At 35.7% G+C, this 19648-nt stretch carries 22 protein-coding genes; 4 read left to right on the top strand and 18 right to left on the bottom strand.

All coding sequences use genetic code 11. From position 1 onward, the window contains the following. Positions 1-461 precede the first annotated feature (461 nt). On the bottom strand, positions 462-821 hold the full coding sequence (locus tag JFU54_RS20430) for a MerR family transcriptional regulator (RefSeq protein ID WP_012260378.1): 360 nt from the start codon (positions 819-821) through the stop codon (positions 462-464). Positions 822-961: 140 nt separating this feature from the next. Between JFU54_RS20430 and JFU54_RS20425 the strand changes: the two genes are divergently transcribed. Then, positions 962-1732: an SDR family NAD(P)-dependent oxidoreductase gene (locus JFU54_RS20425; RefSeq protein ID WP_201066086.1), complete on the top strand. Its 771-nt coding sequence runs from the start codon at positions 962-964 to the stop codon at positions 1730-1732. 78 nt (positions 1733-1810) lie between these two features. Here JFU54_RS20425 and JFU54_RS20420 read toward each other — a convergent pair whose 3' ends face one another. Both JFU54_RS20420 and JFU54_RS20415 read right to left on the bottom strand, forming a co-directional pair. Then, positions 1811-2266: an N-acetyltransferase gene (locus JFU54_RS20420; RefSeq protein WP_201066078.1), complete on the bottom strand. Its 456-nt coding sequence runs from the start codon at positions 2264-2266 to the stop codon at positions 1811-1813. A 254-nt stretch (positions 2267-2520) separates the two neighbouring features. Then, positions 2521-3015, bottom strand: coding sequence for an Lrp/AsnC family transcriptional regulator (locus tag JFU54_RS20415; RefSeq protein ID WP_002029975.1), 495 nt, complete (start codon positions 3013-3015; stop codon positions 2521-2523). A 205-nt stretch (positions 3016-3220) separates the two neighbouring features. Here JFU54_RS20415 and JFU54_RS20410 point away from each other — a divergent pair, with 205 nt between their 5' ends. Beyond that, on the top strand, positions 3221-4132 hold the full coding sequence (locus JFU54_RS20410) for a DMT family transporter (RefSeq protein WP_063219321.1): 912 nt from the start codon (positions 3221-3223) through the stop codon (positions 4130-4132). Between the two features lie 32 nt (positions 4133-4164). Here JFU54_RS20410 and JFU54_RS20405 read toward each other — a convergent pair whose 3' ends face one another. The 10 genes from JFU54_RS20405 to JFU54_RS20360 all read right to left on the bottom strand — a co-directional run bounded on the left by JFU54_RS20405 (position 4165) and on the right by JFU54_RS20360 (position 12696). Further along, on the bottom strand, positions 4165-4647 hold the full coding sequence (locus JFU54_RS20405; RefSeq protein ID WP_002087394.1) for a PRK06770 family protein: 483 nt from the start codon (positions 4645-4647) through the stop codon (positions 4165-4167). 88 nt (positions 4648-4735) lie between these two features. Next, positions 4736-5140 carry a nuclear transport factor 2 family protein gene (locus JFU54_RS20400; protein WP_201066076.1) on the bottom strand — a complete coding sequence of 135 codons (405 nt, stop codon included), beginning with the start codon at positions 5138-5140 and terminating at the stop codon, positions 4736-4738. Beyond that, positions 5140-5940 carry an MBL fold metallo-hydrolase gene (locus tag JFU54_RS20395; protein WP_201066074.1) on the bottom strand — a complete coding sequence of 267 codons (801 nt, stop codon included), beginning with the start codon at positions 5938-5940 and terminating at the stop codon, positions 5140-5142. Before JFU54_RS20395 ends, JFU54_RS20400 begins: the two co-directional genes overlap by 1 nt. A 182-nt stretch (positions 5941-6122) precedes the next feature. Next, a complete protein-coding gene (locus JFU54_RS20390) occupies positions 6123-6527 on the bottom strand; it encodes a DoxX family protein (protein WP_001077751.1) in 405 nt (134 codons plus the stop codon). A gap of 168 nt (positions 6528-6695) precedes the next feature. After that, entirely contained in the window at positions 6696-7754 is a 1059-nt protein-coding gene (locus JFU54_RS20385; RefSeq protein ID WP_201066072.1) for a DUF871 domain-containing protein, read from the bottom strand. A 51-nt stretch (positions 7755-7805) separates the two neighbouring features. Beyond that, positions 7806-9170 (bottom strand): PTS transporter subunit EIIC, encoded by a 1365-nt coding sequence (locus JFU54_RS20380; protein ID WP_193652623.1) that lies wholly within the window; start codon positions 9168-9170, stop codon positions 7806-7808. Between the two features lie 23 nt (positions 9171-9193). Further along, the gene (gene murQ / locus JFU54_RS20375; RefSeq protein ID WP_002140489.1) at positions 9194-10078 is read right to left on the bottom strand and encodes an N-acetylmuramic acid 6-phosphate etherase; all 885 of its coding nucleotides are present in this window, start codon (positions 10076-10078) and stop codon (positions 9194-9196) included. 155 nt (positions 10079-10233) lie between these two features. Next, positions 10234-11097 carry a MurR/RpiR family transcriptional regulator gene (locus tag JFU54_RS20370; RefSeq protein WP_002029960.1) on the bottom strand — a complete coding sequence of 288 codons (864 nt, stop codon included), beginning with the start codon at positions 11095-11097 and terminating at the stop codon, positions 10234-10236. Between the two features lie 17 nt (positions 11098-11114). Beyond that, the gene (locus JFU54_RS20365) at positions 11115-11444 is read right to left on the bottom strand and encodes a hypothetical protein (RefSeq protein ID WP_000704964.1); all 330 of its coding nucleotides are present in this window, start codon (positions 11442-11444) and stop codon (positions 11115-11117) included. A 124-nt stretch (positions 11445-11568) separates the two neighbouring features. Beyond that, positions 11569-12696: a cation:proton antiporter gene (locus JFU54_RS20360; RefSeq protein ID WP_000899801.1), complete on the bottom strand. Its 1128-nt coding sequence runs from the start codon at positions 12694-12696 to the stop codon at positions 11569-11571. A 363-nt stretch (positions 12697-13059) separates the two neighbouring features. Between JFU54_RS20360 and bcaP the strand changes: the two genes are divergently transcribed. After that, complete coding sequence (gene bcaP, locus JFU54_RS20355) at positions 13060-14463, top strand: branched-chain amino acid transporter BcaP (RefSeq protein WP_374100973.1); 1404 nt, start codon at positions 13060-13062, stop codon at positions 14461-14463. A gap of 144 nt (positions 14464-14607) precedes the next feature. Here the strand turns inward: bcaP and JFU54_RS20350 are convergent, their stop codons facing one another. Both JFU54_RS20350 and JFU54_RS20345 read right to left on the bottom strand, forming a co-directional pair. After that, positions 14608-14811, bottom strand: a complete 204-nt coding sequence (locus JFU54_RS20350) for a hypothetical protein (RefSeq protein ID WP_000391506.1) — start codon at positions 14809-14811, stop codon at positions 14608-14610. Positions 14812-14891: 80 nt separating this feature from the next. Next, positions 14892-17354 (bottom strand): LamG-like jellyroll fold domain-containing protein, encoded by a 2463-nt coding sequence (locus JFU54_RS20345; protein ID WP_201066068.1) that lies wholly within the window; start codon positions 17352-17354, stop codon positions 14892-14894. A gap of 353 nt (positions 17355-17707) precedes the next feature. Here JFU54_RS20345 and JFU54_RS20340 point away from each other — a divergent pair, with 353 nt between their 5' ends. Further along, on the top strand, positions 17708-18133 hold the full coding sequence (locus JFU54_RS20340) for an S-Ena type endospore appendage (RefSeq protein ID WP_002087412.1): 426 nt from the start codon (positions 17708-17710) through the stop codon (positions 18131-18133). A 60-nt stretch (positions 18134-18193) separates the two neighbouring features. Here the strand turns inward: JFU54_RS20340 and JFU54_RS20335 are convergent, their stop codons facing one another. The 3 genes from JFU54_RS20335 to JFU54_RS20325 all read right to left on the bottom strand — a co-directional run bounded on the left by JFU54_RS20335 (position 18194) and on the right by JFU54_RS20325 (position 19643). After that, positions 18194-18538: a DUF3992 domain-containing protein gene (locus JFU54_RS20335; protein ID WP_000525803.1), complete on the bottom strand. Its 345-nt coding sequence runs from the start codon at positions 18536-18538 to the stop codon at positions 18194-18196. 20 nt (positions 18539-18558) lie between these two features. Continuing rightward, positions 18559-18927: a DUF3992 domain-containing protein gene (locus JFU54_RS20330; RefSeq protein WP_002087413.1), complete on the bottom strand. Its 369-nt coding sequence runs from the start codon at positions 18925-18927 to the stop codon at positions 18559-18561. Positions 18928-19037: 110 nt separating this feature from the next. Beyond that, the gene (locus tag JFU54_RS20325; protein ID WP_002166332.1) at positions 19038-19643 is read right to left on the bottom strand and encodes a DedA family protein; all 606 of its coding nucleotides are present in this window, start codon (positions 19641-19643) and stop codon (positions 19038-19040) included. Positions 19644-19648 lie beyond the last annotated feature (5 nt).

The raw sequence follows: 19648 nt of genomic DNA, 5'->3' as shown, positions 1-19648 counted from the left end.
ACCGTCAGTCATTTTTAATTTAAAAAATATAATCTCACTCTAACTACTATTTAAAAAACCAATATCATCCTCATTTATCCTTATATTTGTTCCGTTATTAAGCTAACTACATATAAAAGTTGCTTATCTACACCCTTTCACAGAAAAATGACTGAATGTCATTCATAAACATTCTACATGACCAATTGATAAAGTGTCAACACCCGGATTCTATTAACCAAAAAATATTTTAAATTTCTTAAATCCACATGAATATTTCTTAATAATCTGTCAATAATGGTAGTAACATAATATTTTCTCCATTCCCCCTTGGAGATCCCTTTGAATCGAGCAGTTGCTTTTAGCTAACTGCTCTTTTTTAATTTATCGGCACATTATAATAAAATACTCATAGATAAATTCCAAAACAAAAACCTGTACTCCCTTTTCAACATGCAACAAAGAACGAAATATTTTGTACGCTATTTACTTTTCAACGAGTCTTTGTATGCAATAATTTTATTTTCGAGCATCTTCTCTGTAATTTCTAAGTTTTCTCTTTGAGTTCGAATAGATTTTTTATGATTTTCTAACAGTTGTAAACGAGCTTCGGTTGTATGCTCTCCTTCTAAATATAATCTAGCATATTCTCTTATTTTCGCTATCGGCATTTGTGTTTGTTTTAACTTCATTACAAACTGCAACCACTTTATATGTGACTCTTCATACAATCTATTCCCATTTACATCGCGATTTGCAATTAATATGTTCTCCTTTTCATAATAACGTAATGTATGTGTGCTCACTCCTAATAATTTAGCTACCTCGCTAATTGTGTACATAACCATACTCCCTTCGCAAGCCATTTACTCTCATATATTTTACTGCCTTATCCAAATTATAAAAAACATTTGACTTAGAGTATACTCTAACAAATACAATCTAACCATGATAAATTAATTTGAATTTAGGAGGCTTTTATATGAAATATACTGTTATTACTGGTGCTAGTTCAGGAATTGGCTATGAATCCGCTTTAGCCTTTGCATCTCGCGGAAAAAACTTAATACTTGTAGCTCGAAGACAAGCAGAATTAGAAGAATTAAAATTGAAAATTAACGAAATGCATCCGGAATTGGATGTTGTCATTCGAAGAACTGATTTATCCGTCACTGAAGAAGTTTATAAATTTTATGAAAGTCTACAAAGTTTTCAAATTGAAACGTGGATTAACAACGCAGGTTTTGGTAATTTTGCCTCAATTGCTGAACAAAATTTAAACAAGATAGAAACGATGTTGCATGTAAATATAGAAGCACTAACAATACTATCTTCCCTTTTCGTTCGAGATTATTCAATGACCGCAGGAACACAGCTTATTAACGTTTCATCAGGCGGTGGATACACGATTGTTGCTGATGCTGTTACGTATTGCGCTACGAAATTTTATGTAAGTGCATTTACAGAAGGACTATCTCACGAACTGAAAGAACAACGTGCAAAACTACAAGCAAAAGTTTTAGCTCCTGCTGCAACTGAAACAGAATTCGCAAAACGTTCATTTGATATTGATGAATTCCAATACGATAATGTTGTACCAAAATTCCACACTGCAAAACAAATGGCACAATTTATGCTCGACCTTTATGATAGCGATAAAGTTGTAGGGCTTGTCGATGGTTCTACTTATAACTATGAGCTTAAAAATCCCATTTTTAATTTTGCAGTGAGACAAACGAATTCAAATTCTTAACAACATCTCATTTCTGATTAAAATATAGATACCCACTATTTCTTAAATAATAGTGGGCCTTTTTTCTCTCTAAAAATTTCACCCCACATACCGTATCATCGCCACCTCATCACAATAATCAACTTTTGGACAATGTCTACAATCAATCCACACTTTTTCTGGCAATGCTTGTCTATTCACAAAATCAAACCCGCACTTTTGAAAAAATTCTGTTTCATATGTTAAAGAAATTATCCTGTTCACTTTTATCTTTGCCGCCTCATTCATTACATGATTCACTAACTTACGCCCTATCCCTTTTCCTGCATATGTATGCGAAACTACTAACGATCGTACTTCTGCGAGATCCTCTCCTAACACATGCAAACCAGCAACTCCAACGACTTCCTCCCCTTCTTTCATAACATATAAACATTGTAAATATTGATAGAGAGACAAATGAGAACGCGGCAAAATAACTCCCTCTTTTGCATACATTTCAATGAGATTATAAATTTCTTTCACATCACTTGTAACCGCATTAAAGATTTTCATATTATATCCCCTTGCCCCCAGAATTAATATTTATAACAACGAATGAATTTTAATTCATAATTTCATATAATAATACATCTCTCTTTTCTCTCCGTCAATCACTTTTCTGAATTTTATCCCGCATTAACGGGCAGTAAGACTCCCACCTCAAAATTCGGCTGAAGCAAAGAAGGTAGGTGGGAGTCGGGCTGCCCCTAAACGCCCGATTGGTGAAGGCTAATAATCAGTGGTGGATGAACAAAAAACCAAGCAACTTAATCGATGCTTGATTCCTCATTTCGTATCGGCAATACCGTCGAATATTTAATTTCACGAAGTGCTAAACTCGTCTGTATACGTGTAATACCAAGCTTATTCAGCTTTCTAATAAAATGCTCCAGTTCCTTACGATCACGATTTGCAACTTTTAATAAATAATCATACTCTCCTGTTAAACAGTGACATTCTAACACTTCAGGCATAGATTCTAATTCTCGTTCTAACACTTCAAGCTTTTCATACTGATGAATATTCGTGCTCATAAAAATGAAACATAATAAATCAAATCCAAGCTTTTCTTGATTTAAAATTGCTACTTGCTTATCAATAAAACCTTCCCCATCTAACCTTTTTATTCGTGCATGCATCGCAGCTGGAGATAAATTAACACGGCGTGCAAGCTCTGCATTACTTACTTGTGATTCTTTCTGCAATATATCTAAAATTTTCACATCCAAATCATCAAGCACTTTAATAACAGATGACTCCATCAAAATTCCCCCTTTTTTCTTACCGACGATTATTCGAAGAAACATCTCATAACTTATATAAAACTGAATGTTTTCCTGTAAATAATATTTCTAACGAAACATTTTATCGAGTTTTTACCATTATACAAAAGAATATATTAGATAATAAAGAAAAATGCTAAAATTATTTACAGTTCATTCTTATTTCAACAAAGGGGTTTTTAGCATGCCTTATTTTTACGTCTTTTTACTATTATTAACAAGCTTATTATGGGGAGGAAATTTTGTCGTTGGGAAATCACTTGTCGATCATGCGTCTCCGATGACACTGACAAGTTTAAGATGGATGATTGCGATTGTTTGTTTATTACCACTCGTATGGTTTAAAGAGAAGAAAATTATTCCACCGCGTGCTGCTATAATCCCGTTAGTAATTATGGGAATTACAGGCGTCGCTCTTTTCAACATTTTTCAATTTTTAGCACTAGAAAAAACATCCGCAACGAATGTAGGTCTTATTTCTACATTGAACGCTATTTCAATTGCATTATTTTCTGTGCTATTTCTAAAAGAAAAAGTAAATACACTTCAAATTCTTTCTATGATTCTTTCATTTTTCGGGGTTATGCTCGTCCTTTTAAAAGGAAATTTTGCTCTTTTATTTTCACTACATTTTAATAGCGGGGATTTATGGATGATTGCAGCAGTTTGTATTTGGGGCATTTATTCTGTTTGTAGTAAATGGGCGACAAAAACAGTTACACCGCTAATGGCTACATTATATTCTGGCATTTTTGGTGTCATTTTATTGCTTCCATTTAACATAGGTAGCTTCACTGTTTCCAATATCAACTCTTCCTTCATAACATCACTTTTATATACAGGACTCATTTCAACAGTACTTTGTATGGTGTTTTGGAATATTGGTGTACAGAAATTAGGCGCTACTACATCGGGGATTTTTCTAAATTTCAATCCAATTTTCACAGCTATTTTAGCATTCCTTTTCCTTGGAGAAGAATTAACATGGATTCAAATTTTCGGTACAATCATCGTCGTGACAGGGTGTTATTTATTTTCTCATTTCAAAACCGTTGCTGTTCAGCCAACTAGAACTTTAATGCGAAAACATTCTTAATCAAAAACATCGCCACCAAAGTGGCGATGTTTTTATTTACCTTTCATTTCTTTCACATACTGCTTTTCTTCTTCTGGCGATAAACGTTCTGTTGCCTTTCCGGTATCACCACCTTGAATTTCCCACAAAAAGTTATGCTCCTCAACCGTCTGTGAAAAATCCCCTTTCTCCCAACGCTCTAAAGTAGAAAGTAGCTTTGATTTATATTTAAAATTAGTACTGCTTTCTACTGCGTTCTTCGCACTACTAATTTCCTTATTTGTCATTTCGATAAATCCCCATTTCTCAGAGGATTTCACTTTTTGATGTACCATCCTATGCATTGTAGAAATAATTTCATCTTCACTAACTTGTGGCTTCTCTTCCTTTACTTTCTTCTCCTGTTGATCCATTACTTTTTGTACTTTAAGGCTCTTCTCCTCCTCCTCTATATAATTAAGAAGTTTAGTAACACCGAATACAGCTCCTACCGCAATTACAATCATTGTAATTGTCCCTATTATCCATTTTTTCATATTATGTACTCCCCATTCCCCCTAATAATTACATAAACAAATGGAATCGCCTGCACATAGTCGATTCCATTTGTTTCCTTATTTCATTTTAAGCCTTCATCGCTTCTCGTACAATGTAACTGTCCACATATTGCTTAAATTTCATGATTTTTCCATTTTTAAACTGCCACACATGAACAAATTCCGCCTCAAATGATTTTCCCGTCTCTTTATAAACTCCTGAGTAAACACCTTCAGCAATAATCACATCTTTTCCGTTTACTTCATGGTACGTCTTTACACTCGCTTTATAATCATCCCATTCTGATCCTAAACGACTAAATACATTTTCCATTATAGCTTCTGTACCTATATACGTTCCGCCGTACGGAAAACCTTCTGCCTCTGTCCATTCCACTTTTTCAGAAAATGCTTCTGCTAAATGTTTTGCATTCGAAGAAGCTGATCCTTCATACGTGCTTTGAATAATTTCTAAATTTGTTTTTTGCTTCATTATTTTTTCGCCCCAAACGCGTTTGCCGCTAAAATAAGTCCAATTTCTAACGCTTTAACGCGCGGGAACCGCTCCTTTATTGCCGTTTGAATTTCTTCACTTGAAGGATTTCCTGTAAGAACTTCATCAAATGCAACTAAATATTTACGAGTATGTTTAATCGCGTCTGCTGTATTTGGTACGTCATAATCACGATGACCCGCTACAACAATTTCAGGATGAAGATTTTCAAGTTCACTTAATGTGTCTAACCATTTATGACGAGCTTCAGCATCTGTTTCTAACGTCCATACGAAAGTATTGTTATAAACGATATCGCCTGTAACAACGGCTTTTAATGATGGAATCCATACATAACTATTATTCGGTGTATCACCTTGCAAACCACCTTTAATGATTAAATTATTTCCCTCTAAAATCAATTTCTCTTCTGTTAATTCCTCTGGAACAATTGGTTGATGAGGAACATTATGCCCAATAGATGGTTTCCACTGTTCCACTTTCTTCTCAAATGTGTTACGAATATCTTCAACAGTATTCCGTAATGCAACAATCTTCGCTTCTGGAAATGCTTCATGTAATACATTTAATCCAAAATAGTGATCTGGATGGAAATGAGTCACATAAATATGAGTTAAATTCTTTCCTGTTTCAATAATTTGAGCTGCTAAACGGTGCGCATCACTTAATAAAAATTGTGCATCGATAAGAATTGCATCTTTTTCTCCGTATACAATTGTGGATGTAACTTGAAATGCTTGCTCAGATCCTGTAAAAACCTCTAAATGTAATTTTGACATGTTATTTCCTCCACTTTTTATTTACTCTTTTATATTCCTTTATTCTTTAAGCTTTATTCCGGTTGTAACTAAGTTAGTTACAACCGGAATAAAAAAATATACGAATCATTTTATTACTAATCGACTTAATGTAATCATTATAGTTACACCAAGTCGTCAAGTCAACACTAAAAAAATAAAATTTACTTCGTTTTCATTACTTTCTCTTTTAAGAAGCGATCTACATATCCTTCTGCTTTTACAACGAATAAATACGCACCCATTGATAATAATGCAAGATCTAATTCATATCCCGGATTCTTTCCATCTCCTAATAAGCCTGCTGCTCCATTTACCTTTACGATAGCTCCAGCCAAAATAAGAGCGAATAACAATCCTACATACCTCACGCCTAAACCGATAATTAATAATATACCACCAACTAATTCAACTGTTGCTACGCCATATGCAAGACCACCTGGTAAACCGATGCTTGTAAACCATCCTGCTACGTTATCTATACCTGATTGAAACTTTGCTAAACCGTGTGCAAAAAAAGTAACTCCTAATACGATACGAATAATTAAATTACCAATATATTGATTCATTCTGAACTCTCCCTTTTTGTTTTGTTATGGTGAAAATTTATTCACAAGACAAAACAATACGGTATTTCTTTTCATTCGTCAAATGCTTTTTTAAAGAAACCAAAAAACATTATCCTTTTTGCAGATAATGTTTTTTATAAAATAGTGCTAATTCAAGCTTTCGCTCTATTACTTAGAAAAAAGTTGAAAATTTTTCCCAGCACCTATATAAGACAATAAAGACACATCTTCTTCCATCACCATTCCAACAACATTCACTTTCCTATCTTCAGGTAAATCATTTATAACTATTTGCATTTCACCAGCATATCTACCGTACAATTCATTATCAATTGTAATACTGCCTCGTTTTCTTGAAATTGTATTCATCGGTTGTAATGCAACTTTATTTTCTTCGCGCGATTCTACAGAACGAATTACATCACGAGCCGGATCTAACCTATTTGTATGCACTTGCTCTACCACTTTTAATACTTCACTTGCATTTATAAATGACTCATATCGCACTGGAATAATCCCACCACTCGCACTCGAGATTTCTTGTACACTCTCTAGGCTCCCGCTTATATCTCCAATTAGCACTTTATCAACATCGCACTCTTGCACAAGTTCTAAATACGCTTCAAGTGGCCGTATATAGCGGTGCTTTTCTAAAGTTGGTAAACCTTCATATAACGGACCGCGTTTTTCACCATCTCCCGGAATAAACGCCATCGTTTTTATTCCGCACTCATGTAAATATTTATTTTGTTTTTGCAAGAATGATTTGGCTAGTCCTGTTTCTGGACGTGGATAAAAATTATGCCACGCTTCTACTCGATCTACTCGTATATTTTCCGCAAGTAACTCTTTCCAAAATGATTCTGTAATCGTACTCGCATTTAAAGCTACCTTCATCTTATGAGATACACGTGCGATTTCTCTTGGCGTAATACCGTAATCCATTCGTAAACCAGTAATGCCAAAGTCTAATAACTCTTCCACATTTTCATACGTCATCCCTAAATGGTTTAACGATTTTGGAGAGACATCAACCATTAATTCCATTTCATTTTCGAGAGCTTGTTGCCCAAGTATTTGAATTAACTCCTTATACGTATTCGGATCATCTTCTGGAATGTGAAGAGATGTAAAAACAGATGAAAATCCGTTTTCTTTCGCTAGTTTTAACCATGCTTCTTGTTTCTCTACTCGCTCTTTTGAAAGATAAATTGAAACTCCTATCATATGAATCTCTCCTTCTATTAATATAAAAAAAAGAGAAAGGAATCCCTTTCTCTATATGTTTTCTGCCATTTCTTCTTTAAAGCCGAAGAAGTACGTAAAGATGAATCCGAACGTATATGCAACTACTAATCCAAGGAAATATAATAAATATTTATTATCAGCAATTAACGGAATTAATGATAATCCTGATACACCTATTCCGAGTGAAGCCGTTTTCATAACAGCTTGGAATGCACCACCGACAGCCGCTCCTAAACAAGCAGTAATAAACGGTTTCCCAAGTGGCAATGTAACCCCGTATAATAGCGGTTCGCCAATCCCTAAAAATCCTACTGGTAATCCACCTTTAATCACATTACGAAGGCGTTTATTTTTTGTTTTCACATAAATCGCAATTGCTGCTCCTACTTGCCCAGCGCCAGCCATTGCGAGTACTGGTAATAAAGGCGTTACGTGCGTTTGATTAATAAATTCCATATGAATCGGTGTTAAACCGTGATGTAATCCGACCATTACGAGAGGTAAAAATGTTCCGGCAAGCACAGCTCCAGCAAATGCTCCGCCAACATTTAAAATTGCATTAATACCGCTTGTAATACCATCAGATAAGAAGCCTGCTACTGGCTGAATCGCTAACATCGTTACTATACTTACAGCTAATACAGTAATGAGTGGTGTTACGATAATATCAACTGCATTTGGCACAGCTTTCCGCACTCGTCTCTCAACTACAACCATAAGCCATGCTGCAAAAATAACTGCAAATAATCCGCCCCGTCCGGGTACGAGCGCTTCACCAAATAATTTTACATTCGCCATCGCTGGGTTAAAAATTAAAATACCTGCAATTGCCCCAAGAACTGGTGTCCCGCCAAATTCTTTCGCTGTATTCCAACCGACTAAAATTCCTAAGAATGTAAAGATACCGCCGCCAATAAGTAGTAGCATTTGTAGCCACGTTGCATTCGGATCAGCACCTGCGTTTTTCGCAAAGTTAGCAACCCCATTTATAATTCCTGACGCAACAAGCCCCGGAATTAGCGGAATGAAAATACTTCCTATTTTTCTTAAAAAGTTTTTCACTGGTGTATTATTTTTCTTCTTAATCTCTGACTTCATCTCTTGCCCAAGATCTTCAAGGTGCTGATCTGCCACCTCACCAATTCGCAGTCCCGTTAAACCTTCCATCTCAGCTGCTACTTTATTTACTGTCCCTGGTCCAACAACAACTTGAAGCGTCTCATCTTCAATAACGCCCATAACCCCTTCAACCTTTTTCAAAAGGTCCATATTCACTTTACTTTCATCATGAAGCGTTAATCGCAGTCTCGTCATACAATGAGCAATGCCACGAATATTTTTTACTCCCCCAAGTTGCTCTGAAATCTCTTTGGCCATTCTCTCTTCTTTCTTCATAATAGAATCCCCCTCCCCAAAGTTTAAAGTGCTTTCTTCACAAATCCTTTCGCACCTTTTAATTTTTCTAGTGCTTCCCCATATTCACACTGTAGTAATATCATAACGATTGCAGCTTTCACATTTCGATCTGCTTTCTCATAACACTCTGTAGCTACTTCATAACTAGCGCCTGTCGCTTCAACAATAATTCGTTTTGAGCGTTCTACCAATTTTTCATTTGTAGATTGAACATCTACCATTAAGTTTTTATATACTTTCCCTACACCAATCATAGACGCTGTAGAAATCATATTGAGTACTAACTTTTGCGCTGTGCCAGCCTTCAACCGTGTTGAGCCTGTTAATATTTCTGCGCCTGTTTCCACTTCCACATTTAGTTTTGCATATTTACTTATTTCAGCATTTTTATTACAGGAAATACTAGCTGTACTTGCTCCCACGCTACTTGCATATTTCAATCCGCCAATTACATAGGGTGTTCTACCACTTGCTGCAATTCCAATAACCGTATCTTTCTCGTTTAATCCAATACTTTTTAAATCTTCTTTTGCTAACTCTTCACGATCTTCGGCACCTTCCACCGCCTTAGTAAACGCTTTCAATCCACCTGCTATAAATCCTTGAACCATTTTATCATCTGTTCCAAATGTCGGGGGACATTCTACTGCGTCTAAAATGCCTAAACGGCCACTCGTACCAGCCCCAATATAAATTAAACGGCCTTCTTCTTCAAAAGACTTAGTAACAATTTGTACAACCTTTTCAATTTCTTCTATTTCATTTTCAACTGCTAACGCAACAGTTCGATCTTCTTCATTCATACTTTGTAACACTTCTTTTATACTCATCTCATCTAGATTCATCGTTTTCTCATTACGGTGTTCTGTCGATAAATTCTCTAACATATTGCCACCCTCTTCGAAATTATATTTCACACTTTTATTATAACTTTAAGAAATTAAAAATCAATAACTCTTTCTTATTTTATGAAATAAAATTTCACAACATGACATATTTGTGTCAAAGATAATAAAAAAGATGAGTCTCCCCATCTTTTCTTCTACTTCAATTTCCGTAACCGTAATGCTTCTTCTCTCGTCTCCATAAATTGATCTAATACTTTATTACCAATTCGATTGAAAGTAATCACGTATAAAGCATCAATCATATTCAGTTGCGTCATTCTCGAAGCAATACTCGCAATGCGATGGTCTTGCTCTACATCCGGCATACAAAGGCGAATATCTGCCGCTTTATATAAAGGAGATGATTGATCTAGCTTCGTAATCGCAATAACTGTAGCCCCTCGCTTCTTCGCATATTGCGCCATTTCGAGCACATCTTTCGTCCGCCCAGAAGTTGAAATCGCCACAAATATATCTCCCTCTTTTAAATTCGTGACGAGTGGCAACATCATATGAAAATCAGATAGCATCATCGCTGTAAATCCGAGCCTTGTAAATTTATAAGCCCCGTCCATCGCTGGAGTAGCCGATCCGCCTACTCCGTAAAATATAATTTTATCCGCATTTACAATACGATCTGCAGCTTTCTCAAGTTCCTTTTTATCTATCGCAGTAACGCTCGCCTCAATTGCAGCTTTATTCACATATGTAACTTTATTAAACAAATCGTACGGTCCATCTTCCGTATTCATCACTGAAAAATCATTAATATTATAATCAGCAATCGTTAATTCACGAACGAGCGCTATCTTAAATGCTTTAAAGCTTCCGATTCCAATCGATTTACAAAAGCGAACAACACTCGCCTCACTTGCACCTGCATTCGTTGACACTTCTTTCGTCGTTAAATTCGGAACAATCTCAGCATTCTCCATTATGTACATGGCAACCTTCTTTTCAGCTGGTGAAAATTGATCCATATTACTTTCAATTTTAAATAGTAGTGTTGAAGCTTTCACTATTTAACCTCCACTTCTTACGGTTGCGTATATTCTCTAATATCATTTGTATCATATAGATAAAAACCATCATTGCCAGGTGGATGGTGAACAATTACAGTTCGATCCCCTTTTTTATATGACGTTATTTCACCTTCAGATCGCTGTTTTTCCCATCCATGTATCCAAATTGCAAAGTCAGGTACAAAAGCAGTGTACTTATAGTCTTTCGGGTTTTCGTCTTCTACATAGGAAGAAAAAATAGAAACTGGAAAATTTTTCACTTTTGACTCTTTCCATGCAGTAAATGGTATACATAGTGCAATAAGTATGATTACACCTATAACTTTCCCCTTTGTAATCTTCACACTTCCCTCTCCTTGTCATATCACATACATAGATTTTATCATAATTACAATCCATTCATGCTACATGACCACTGCATTTTGCAATAAAAAAAGAGCTTACCTACATCAGATAAGCCCTTCCTCTCTATACAAAATACTTCTTCAAAAGCGGCGGCGTAATAATTGTCGTCAATATAACAACAATAACAATCGCTGTGAAATTTTCTTTCGCTAACAAATTCGCCGCAAGTCCATTTGCTGCAATGATAAGCGCTACTTCCCCGCGCGACACCATTCCCGCACCAATACTAATAGAAGATTGTAAGTTAAACCCTGTTAATCTTGCTCCTAAACCTGATCCGATTAACTTTGTGAAAATTGCGATGAGCGTCATAATGATAATGAACCAAAGTTGGCTTCCGATACCTTGAAATGTAATTTCCATTCCAATACTTACGAAGAAAACCGGTACGAATATCGCGTAAGCAATCGGTTCAATTTTATGTTCCACTTCATGCTTATACTCTGTTTGCGAAATCGCAATTCCTGCTGCAAATGCCCCAATAATACCTGCAATCCCCATCATTTCACTGTAATACGAAAAAGAGAAACAAATAATAAGAGCTGCACTAATTAACGCTTCTGTTACGCGAAGTGGTACGAGCATTTTCATAATCCATGGAACAACTTTCCAAGAGATGAAAACAATACTTACAAAAAAGATAATTTTCTTTGCAATGACTAGCGTTACATTTACATCTTGTGTACCTAAAAAACTCATCACAAATGCTAATAAAATAACGACAATTACATCATCAAATACAGCTGCACCTAAAATCGTCGTACTTTCTCTCGTATTCATTTTCCCTAAATCTCTTAGTGTTTGAACAGAAATACTAACCGAAGTGGCACAAAGTAATAACCCTAAAAAGATCGCATGCGACTGTAACATTCCAAACGCAAGTCCTGCTAAATACCCACCAAGGAATGGGAAAATAATTCCTCCCATCGCTACTGCGAATGCAGATTTTAAATTACGATTTAACTCTTCTAAATCAGTTTCGAGTCCTGCCATAAACATAAGTAGCAAAACACCGATTTCGCTAAGCTCATCAATAAGTTCTGAACTATTAATAATACCTAGCAAAGCCGGACCGATAATAATACCAACGATTAATTTACCAAGTACAGAGGGCTGGCCGAGTCTTACGCTAATATCACCAGCTAATTTCGTACAAAGTAAAATGACGACAAGTTCAAAATAAAATAACATAACATCTTCTCCTACTTTATAAAGTGAAACTTTAATCAGTGGGGAATTTCCCCATCCTCACTGATTATTAGTTAAACCAATCGGGCATTTACGGGCAGTTAATGCGGGATAAAGTGAAACTTTAATGAGTGGTTTTGTCACTCTGTTAACCCTCGTCCATTCCTGCAAGTAGTTTCCCCTATTCATTCGAATATTATTTGTCACATTTTTATTTGACAAAATATTCTGAATTATAATAAAATTAATCCAGAAATTTCAAAAAACTACATACCATAACTGTACCTTTATTCACTTACGTACTCTTTTCCAATGGATTCACACTATTCGCAGTTATGGAGATGAAAAATGGGAGGAGAGTCCAAAGTGAAGTCATTATTACGAAAAAAAGCGCTTAGTACTGAATCACCACGACAGCTAGATAGAACATTAACAGCACTCGATTTAACGTTTTTAGGAATCGGCGCCGTAATTGGGACAGGGATTTTTGTATTAACAGGTATCGTAGCGGCAAAACATTCTGGCCCTGGTATTATGTTATCATTCCTTATTGCTGCATTTACTTGTGCTTGTGTAGCCTTTTGTTATGCCGAATTCGCTTCTTCTATACCAGTCTCAGGCAGTGTTTACACTTATGCATACATGACTGTCGGAGAAGTTGTCGCCTTTATCGTTGGTTGGTGTTTAATGCTCGAATATTTACTTGCCGTCGCAGCAGTAGCTGTCGGTTGGTCTGGTTATTTACAATCTTTACTACAAGGATTTAACATCCATCTGCCCGCCATAATAGCCTCGGCCCCTGGTACAGGAAAAGGTGGTCTCATTGATTTACCAGCTGTTTGTATTTTACTTCTCATTACTGGGCTTTTAAGTTTTGGTATACGCGAAAGCGCACGCATTAATAATATTATGGTCCTTATAAAATTAGCAGTTATTATCGCCTTTATCGTAGCAGGTGCAAAGTATGTAAAGCCTGAAAATTGGACACCGTTCATTCCATTCGGGTACGACGGTATTATTACCGGAGCTGCCACTGTCTTCTTCGCCTTTTTAGGTTTTGATGCAATCGCAACCGCGGCAGAGGAAACGAAAAAACCGCAGCGTGATTTACCAATTGGCATTATCGGTTCCCTTCTTATTTGTACAGTTTTATACATGATCGTATCTTTCGTTTTAACAGGCATGGTTCCTTATACGCAATTAGACGTTTCTGATCCAGTTGCATTTGCACTACATTTCGTTGGTGAAGATACTATTGCGGGGCTACTTGCAGTAGGTGCGATGACAGGAATGACAACCGTTCTTTTAGTCGTTATGTATGGACAAGTTCGTGTTTCTTATGCAATGAGCCGAGACGGCTTACTCCCAAAAGCTTTATCACGCGTAAATAAAAAAGTGAAAATCCCTTTATTAAATACATGGATTACTGGAGTATTTGCAGCTTTATTAGCAGGACTTTTAGACCTACATTTACTAGCGAATTTAGTAAACATCGGTACGTTAACAGCCTTCACATTCGTTTGCTTTGCTGTACTTATTTTACGGAAAACTCATCCTGATTTAAAACGAGGCTTCCGCACACCACTCGTACCTGCACTACCGGTTGTCGCTATTCTTTGTTGTTTATATTTAATGACTAATTTGTCCAAAACGACATGGATCAGCTTTTTATTTTGGCTTATAGTCGGTTTATGCGTATACTTCTTCTACTCTAGAAAACATAGTCATTTAGCTACTAAAAAAACAAATGATGAGAAAAAAGAAGTATAAAAAAATAGCTCGCCTATAATAAAGGCGAGCTATTTTCATTAACGATTGTAAAACGAAAAATACACCGATCAACTTTTGTATACTTATCCCGCTATTTGCCGGGCAGTAAGACTCCCACTGATTAAAGTTTCACTTTATTCTCCCTTACTTCGTCTCTTTCTTTTTCTTTCTCCACGCGTTTACACTATCAAAGAAAAAGTTAATAAATAGCGTTCCTAATCCCGCTAATAAAAATGTCATTAAAAATAGAATCCATATACTTTTATCTTTTAATAAATAATATCCTACAAGGAGCACAACGGCGATCCATACATATTCAAGAATTCTTTTTAGCTTTTTCTCTTCCAAATTATTCGCTCCCTTTTTCTATACTACTTTTAGTATAACAAAAAAAAAGCCTATCATGATAAGCTTCTTTTTCTTATACCTTATTTGTTGATGCTTTTTTCAACCAGTGAAATAGCGTACTCTAACGTACGATTCATCGTTTCTACCTGTGCATCTTTTACTTTCACATCTTTTACTACAGCTTCTGCAACTGTAATTTTTTGACTCAATGATCTCACTGAACCGTCCGTTACATTTGCAGCTTGTGCTTTTTTCACTACTGCTTTTGCAGATTCAATATTCACTTGTAATTTTTCTTTCGGTGTTTTTGGCTGTTCTTCTGCTACCTTTGATTGTACAAATGTTTGGTTTGCTGTTTTTAATTCATTATACGTTTGAACAATTTGTTCTCCTGTACTTGCTATATTCTCAAACACTTTCTTTGCATTGTCATAACTTCTTTTTAATTCGTTAAAAGCTGCTTGGGAATACTGACCTGGTTTTTCACCAAATTCATAAGTACCAGCTAACACTTCTTTCACTTTTCCACTCTCTTCATATAACGCATTTACTTGCTCTAATTTTGTACGATTAGAAAATTCGTTATATGCTGCTAATACTTCTGAAGAACTTAATGCTTTACTATATAATTTTGCTAACGCAATTTGTCCATTTAACGGAATACCACCATTTCCATTGCTATCTGGATCTGCACCAAGTGCAAATGGTACGTTCGGGTGATATACTTTCCCTTGAGCTGGCTGACTATTTACTTTTTTACCATCTACATAAATTGCTACTTCACTTCCATTATACGTTCCTGTTAAATGATACGTTTTGTTTGCTTCTAATTGAACACCTACACGTTTATAACTTCCGCCAATATGAGCCCATAATTCTACATATCCACTTCCTGTAGACTCAAAACCAATTCCACCGCTCTCTGTATTTTGCAAAATACCTTGTCCGCGAATTTCATTCATTGAAAATACAGTTTCTAACGTAAATGAATTTGCTACTTTTTCTTTTTGTGTTGCTGAAAATGGAAGGTACCCAAATGTATTTGCTTTTCCATTTAATTTCATTACATTTGTTTTCAACGCTTTATCATATTCAATAGATACATTTCCTTTCACATCACCTTTTGTTCCAAACGGTGAGTTATCTTTAAATGTACCATCTAAGAAATTCACATCAAAAACGTCTGCCTTTGGTACTTTCACATTCGGATCAATATTCTCTTTTTTCGTTATGATTTCTGCAGTTAATGGTTGCTCACTTTCATTGCCAAACGAATCAATTGCAACTACTTCAAGTGTATATGATTTCCCGCCATCTAATCCTGCCAGTGTAAATGTAAGTTCTTTTGGAACTGGATCACGATAAAACTCAGAGAACGCTAATAGCTTATTTTTAATCTCACCTGTTTGTTTATCCTTTGCTTGCAAGCGATAAGAATGAACAAGAAGGTTGTCCAATGCTTGCGGGAATGTTACTATTGCCGCATTTTCCGTTACATTTGATACAGCAAGCTTTGCATCTTTTGCAAAGTATGGTTTTTCTTTATCACGATCTTCTACATGAGTAAATGTTTCTTTCTTTGATGGTAATTTAATTTTCCAAGGTTCACCTGTCCAAGAATTCGTATGGAAGTCGCGGCGATTAATCGTTACTTCTTTATCATCCACTTCTACTAATAGACCTTGGCTTAACGTGCTAGCTCCTGACGGGATATTTCCTTGTACTTTACCACCTTCAACTTCCATATAACTTACAGAAGATGTTCCAACAGACGTAAAGTCTTTTTGATGAATCGATCTTGGATCATCTAACGGATAATGCGAATGACCTGAAAACGTAATGACTTGTGGATATTCTTTTAATACCGCATTAATTTTCGCACTATCTTTCGTTCCCCATTCTTGGCTACCGTACACTGTATCTTTAATATGTTGATGTAAAAACACAAAAATCGGTTTTTCTGGATCATCTTTTTGTGCCTTTGCCATTTCTTCTTTTAACCAATTAATTTGCTTGTCCGAATAATAGCCATGTGTTGTCCCATCCTCTGGAGACATAACAAGGAAATGATACCCTTTTACCACCTTATGATAATAAACCGATTCCATTCCTGTCTTTTCTAAGAAACGCTTCTGTGCTCCCTCTACAGATAAGCCGTTCCAATAATCATGATTACCTAGAGAATTCATTCGTACCGCATCTTTATTTGCATTTTCGTTATACACTTGCATGAAACGATCATATTGCTTTACTGAACCCGAATCAGTAAAATCACCTACAATGACAAACGCATCTTGCTTTGGTGCAAGCGTATTAAATTGCTCAATCGCTCTTTTCCAGCGGAACGTATCATCTGTTCCACTATCTTTAATATGCACATCACTTACAACTGGGAAAACGATTTTCTTCTCACTTGGTGCCTTTTCTTGCTTTTTCTCCTCCGCTTTAACCGACGTACTCCACGGTAATGATACAAATGCCAATACAAACACCATTAATAATCCAATAAGACCTTTTACTTTTCGTAAAGCAGTTCTTTCCACGTGAATCCTCCTCATAATAATTGATTCATTACAAGGGCTATTTTATCTTAAACATATTAATATCGTTTAAATAACAAATGAATTTTATTAGTTTTTTGTAAATATACAGTTAATTAAGTGTTAAGTCCAACATTACTCGTACTATTGTATACAACCACCTTTTGTCTAAAAGAGTCTGATCATTCTTTTCCCATGTCTATTCACATATAATCTTTTCTATAACATTAATGATAAGTTAAGCTGTAAGCCTATTAGACAATCTTAATTTTAAAAATTTTCTTCTTTTCTTAACACATCGGCCATGCTTCTACATTTAATAGTAGTAAAAGACAACTTAAAAAGGAGGGGTTGTATTGAAGAACAAAAAAAATATTGGCTGTTTCGCTCCTTTATCTATCATTTGTCCAGACCCTTGTCCACCGCCCCCTCCTCCAAATCCAAGTTGTGAGCGAGTAACAAATGAATTTGCAGGTAATTTCCTCATAACTAACAACACCATTCCCTCTACCAAAGATGCACTACAATCAATGATACTGTGGCAAAGTGATGGGATACTGCTTATATCAGGTACTGTCTCGGTTTACAATAGTACTAGCAGCACTGAAGCAATTACAATTCAAATCATTGGAGCAGTAACCAATATTTTCACTGTGTTTCCTGGCAATACAATATCTTACACAGGTAAAGATTTAAAATCCGTTAGTATTATTAATATACAAAATAATCCTTCACTATATTTAGAAGGCAAGTACTGTTGCCAATTTACATGTTGCTTATAGAATACCAATTTTATTACTTCCTCAATTTAAAAAAAGCATACCATTTACGGTATGCTTTTTTTATGAAATTGGATAACGTACTGTAATACAAAACTCGCCTTGATTAACAGTTGTTCCTGTCGTAGTAATTCGGACAGTAGTAAAATATCGTACAGTGAAAGTACCACTACTTTGTGGTTGTACAGTAATTGTATCAACTACTGTAGCACCGACTAAAAAATCAACTGTAATGGGATTCGCGCCTACATCATATTTCACATAACCTGAACCATATACTTCTTGTGTAATATTATTCGTATATACAATTTGAGTACCAGCACCTGTAATAGACCAGTCTGTACATACTTGATCTTGCACAAGTGTTTTATTAGAACAACAAGACAAACCGGAACTTCTCATTCCCATTTCGATCCTCTCCTATTCTACTATGAAAGTGGATAACGTGTTGTAATACAAAATTCTCCCTGATACGTTCCACCAGGTGTTGCAGGTAGCACAACTTGTATACTAGCAAAGCGGCGATACGTAAAAGCGATACTCGTTCCTGGGTTTAATGTTTGTGTATCAATTGTAGCCCCAGCAGAATCAAGCGCTTCTACAGTAATTGGACCTGGACCAACATCATATTTAACAAAACCAGTACCAACTACATTTTGGTTAATATTATTTGTATAAAGAACATTATCAATTGCTGTTGCAACTACAGTAGCAGACCACGGACTACACACTTTATCTTGCACATAATTTTTATCTGGACAGCAAGTTAATGCTGACCCTGAGCACTCACAAGACATAGTTGTTTCCCCTCTCTCTTTTATATTCCCTATATGTGTATGTCCCTCAGAGTCTTTTGCCTGTACTATTCATCTATTTTCAAAAAATATGCAAATTCCATTACCAATGACTAGATAGATTCCGATCTGTTTCGTTTTTTCATAAATTTATAGATTAAAATACCACCTACAATAATAAGAACGACGACTAATATCGGTAGCATATATTGTCCAACAACACCCGCTGCTTTTTCCCAATGCGGACCTAATTTCATTCCAAAATAAATATACAAAGTCGTTAATGGGAACATTGCTACAAATGTATATATGCTAAATTTCCATATGTTCATTTTCGCCATACCACATGGAACGGAAATAAGCGTTCGAACTCCTGGCACAAAGCGTCCAACAAATGCTACAACCGGTCCATATTTTTCAAAGAAATCATCTGCTTTTTGAATTTGTTCTTCTTTAATGAAGAAGTATTTCCCGTATTTTATTAATAGAGGACGACCACCGTAATACCCGAGCGCATATAACGTTAAAGGTCCTGTCGTTCCGCCAAGCGTTCCAGCTAATACAGCTAGCCAAAAATTCATATCTCCCTCATATACCCAATACCCAACCATGGGCAAAACTACTTCTGCTGGAATAAATTCAAACGTTAATGCTAACACAACTCCAAAATAAGAAAACTGCTTTAAAAACTCGATTATATCTAAAATAATTTGCTCCATATTTT

Origin of the sequence: Bacillus sp. TH19 (genome assembly GCF_016651075.1) — a bacterium.
In the GTDB taxonomy this organism is placed as follows: Bacteria; Bacillota; Bacilli; order Bacillales; family Bacillaceae_G; genus Bacillus_A; species Bacillus_A mycoides.
Note: the sequence above shows the minus strand (reverse complement) of the source record. Positions and strands in the feature narration are given on the sequence as shown.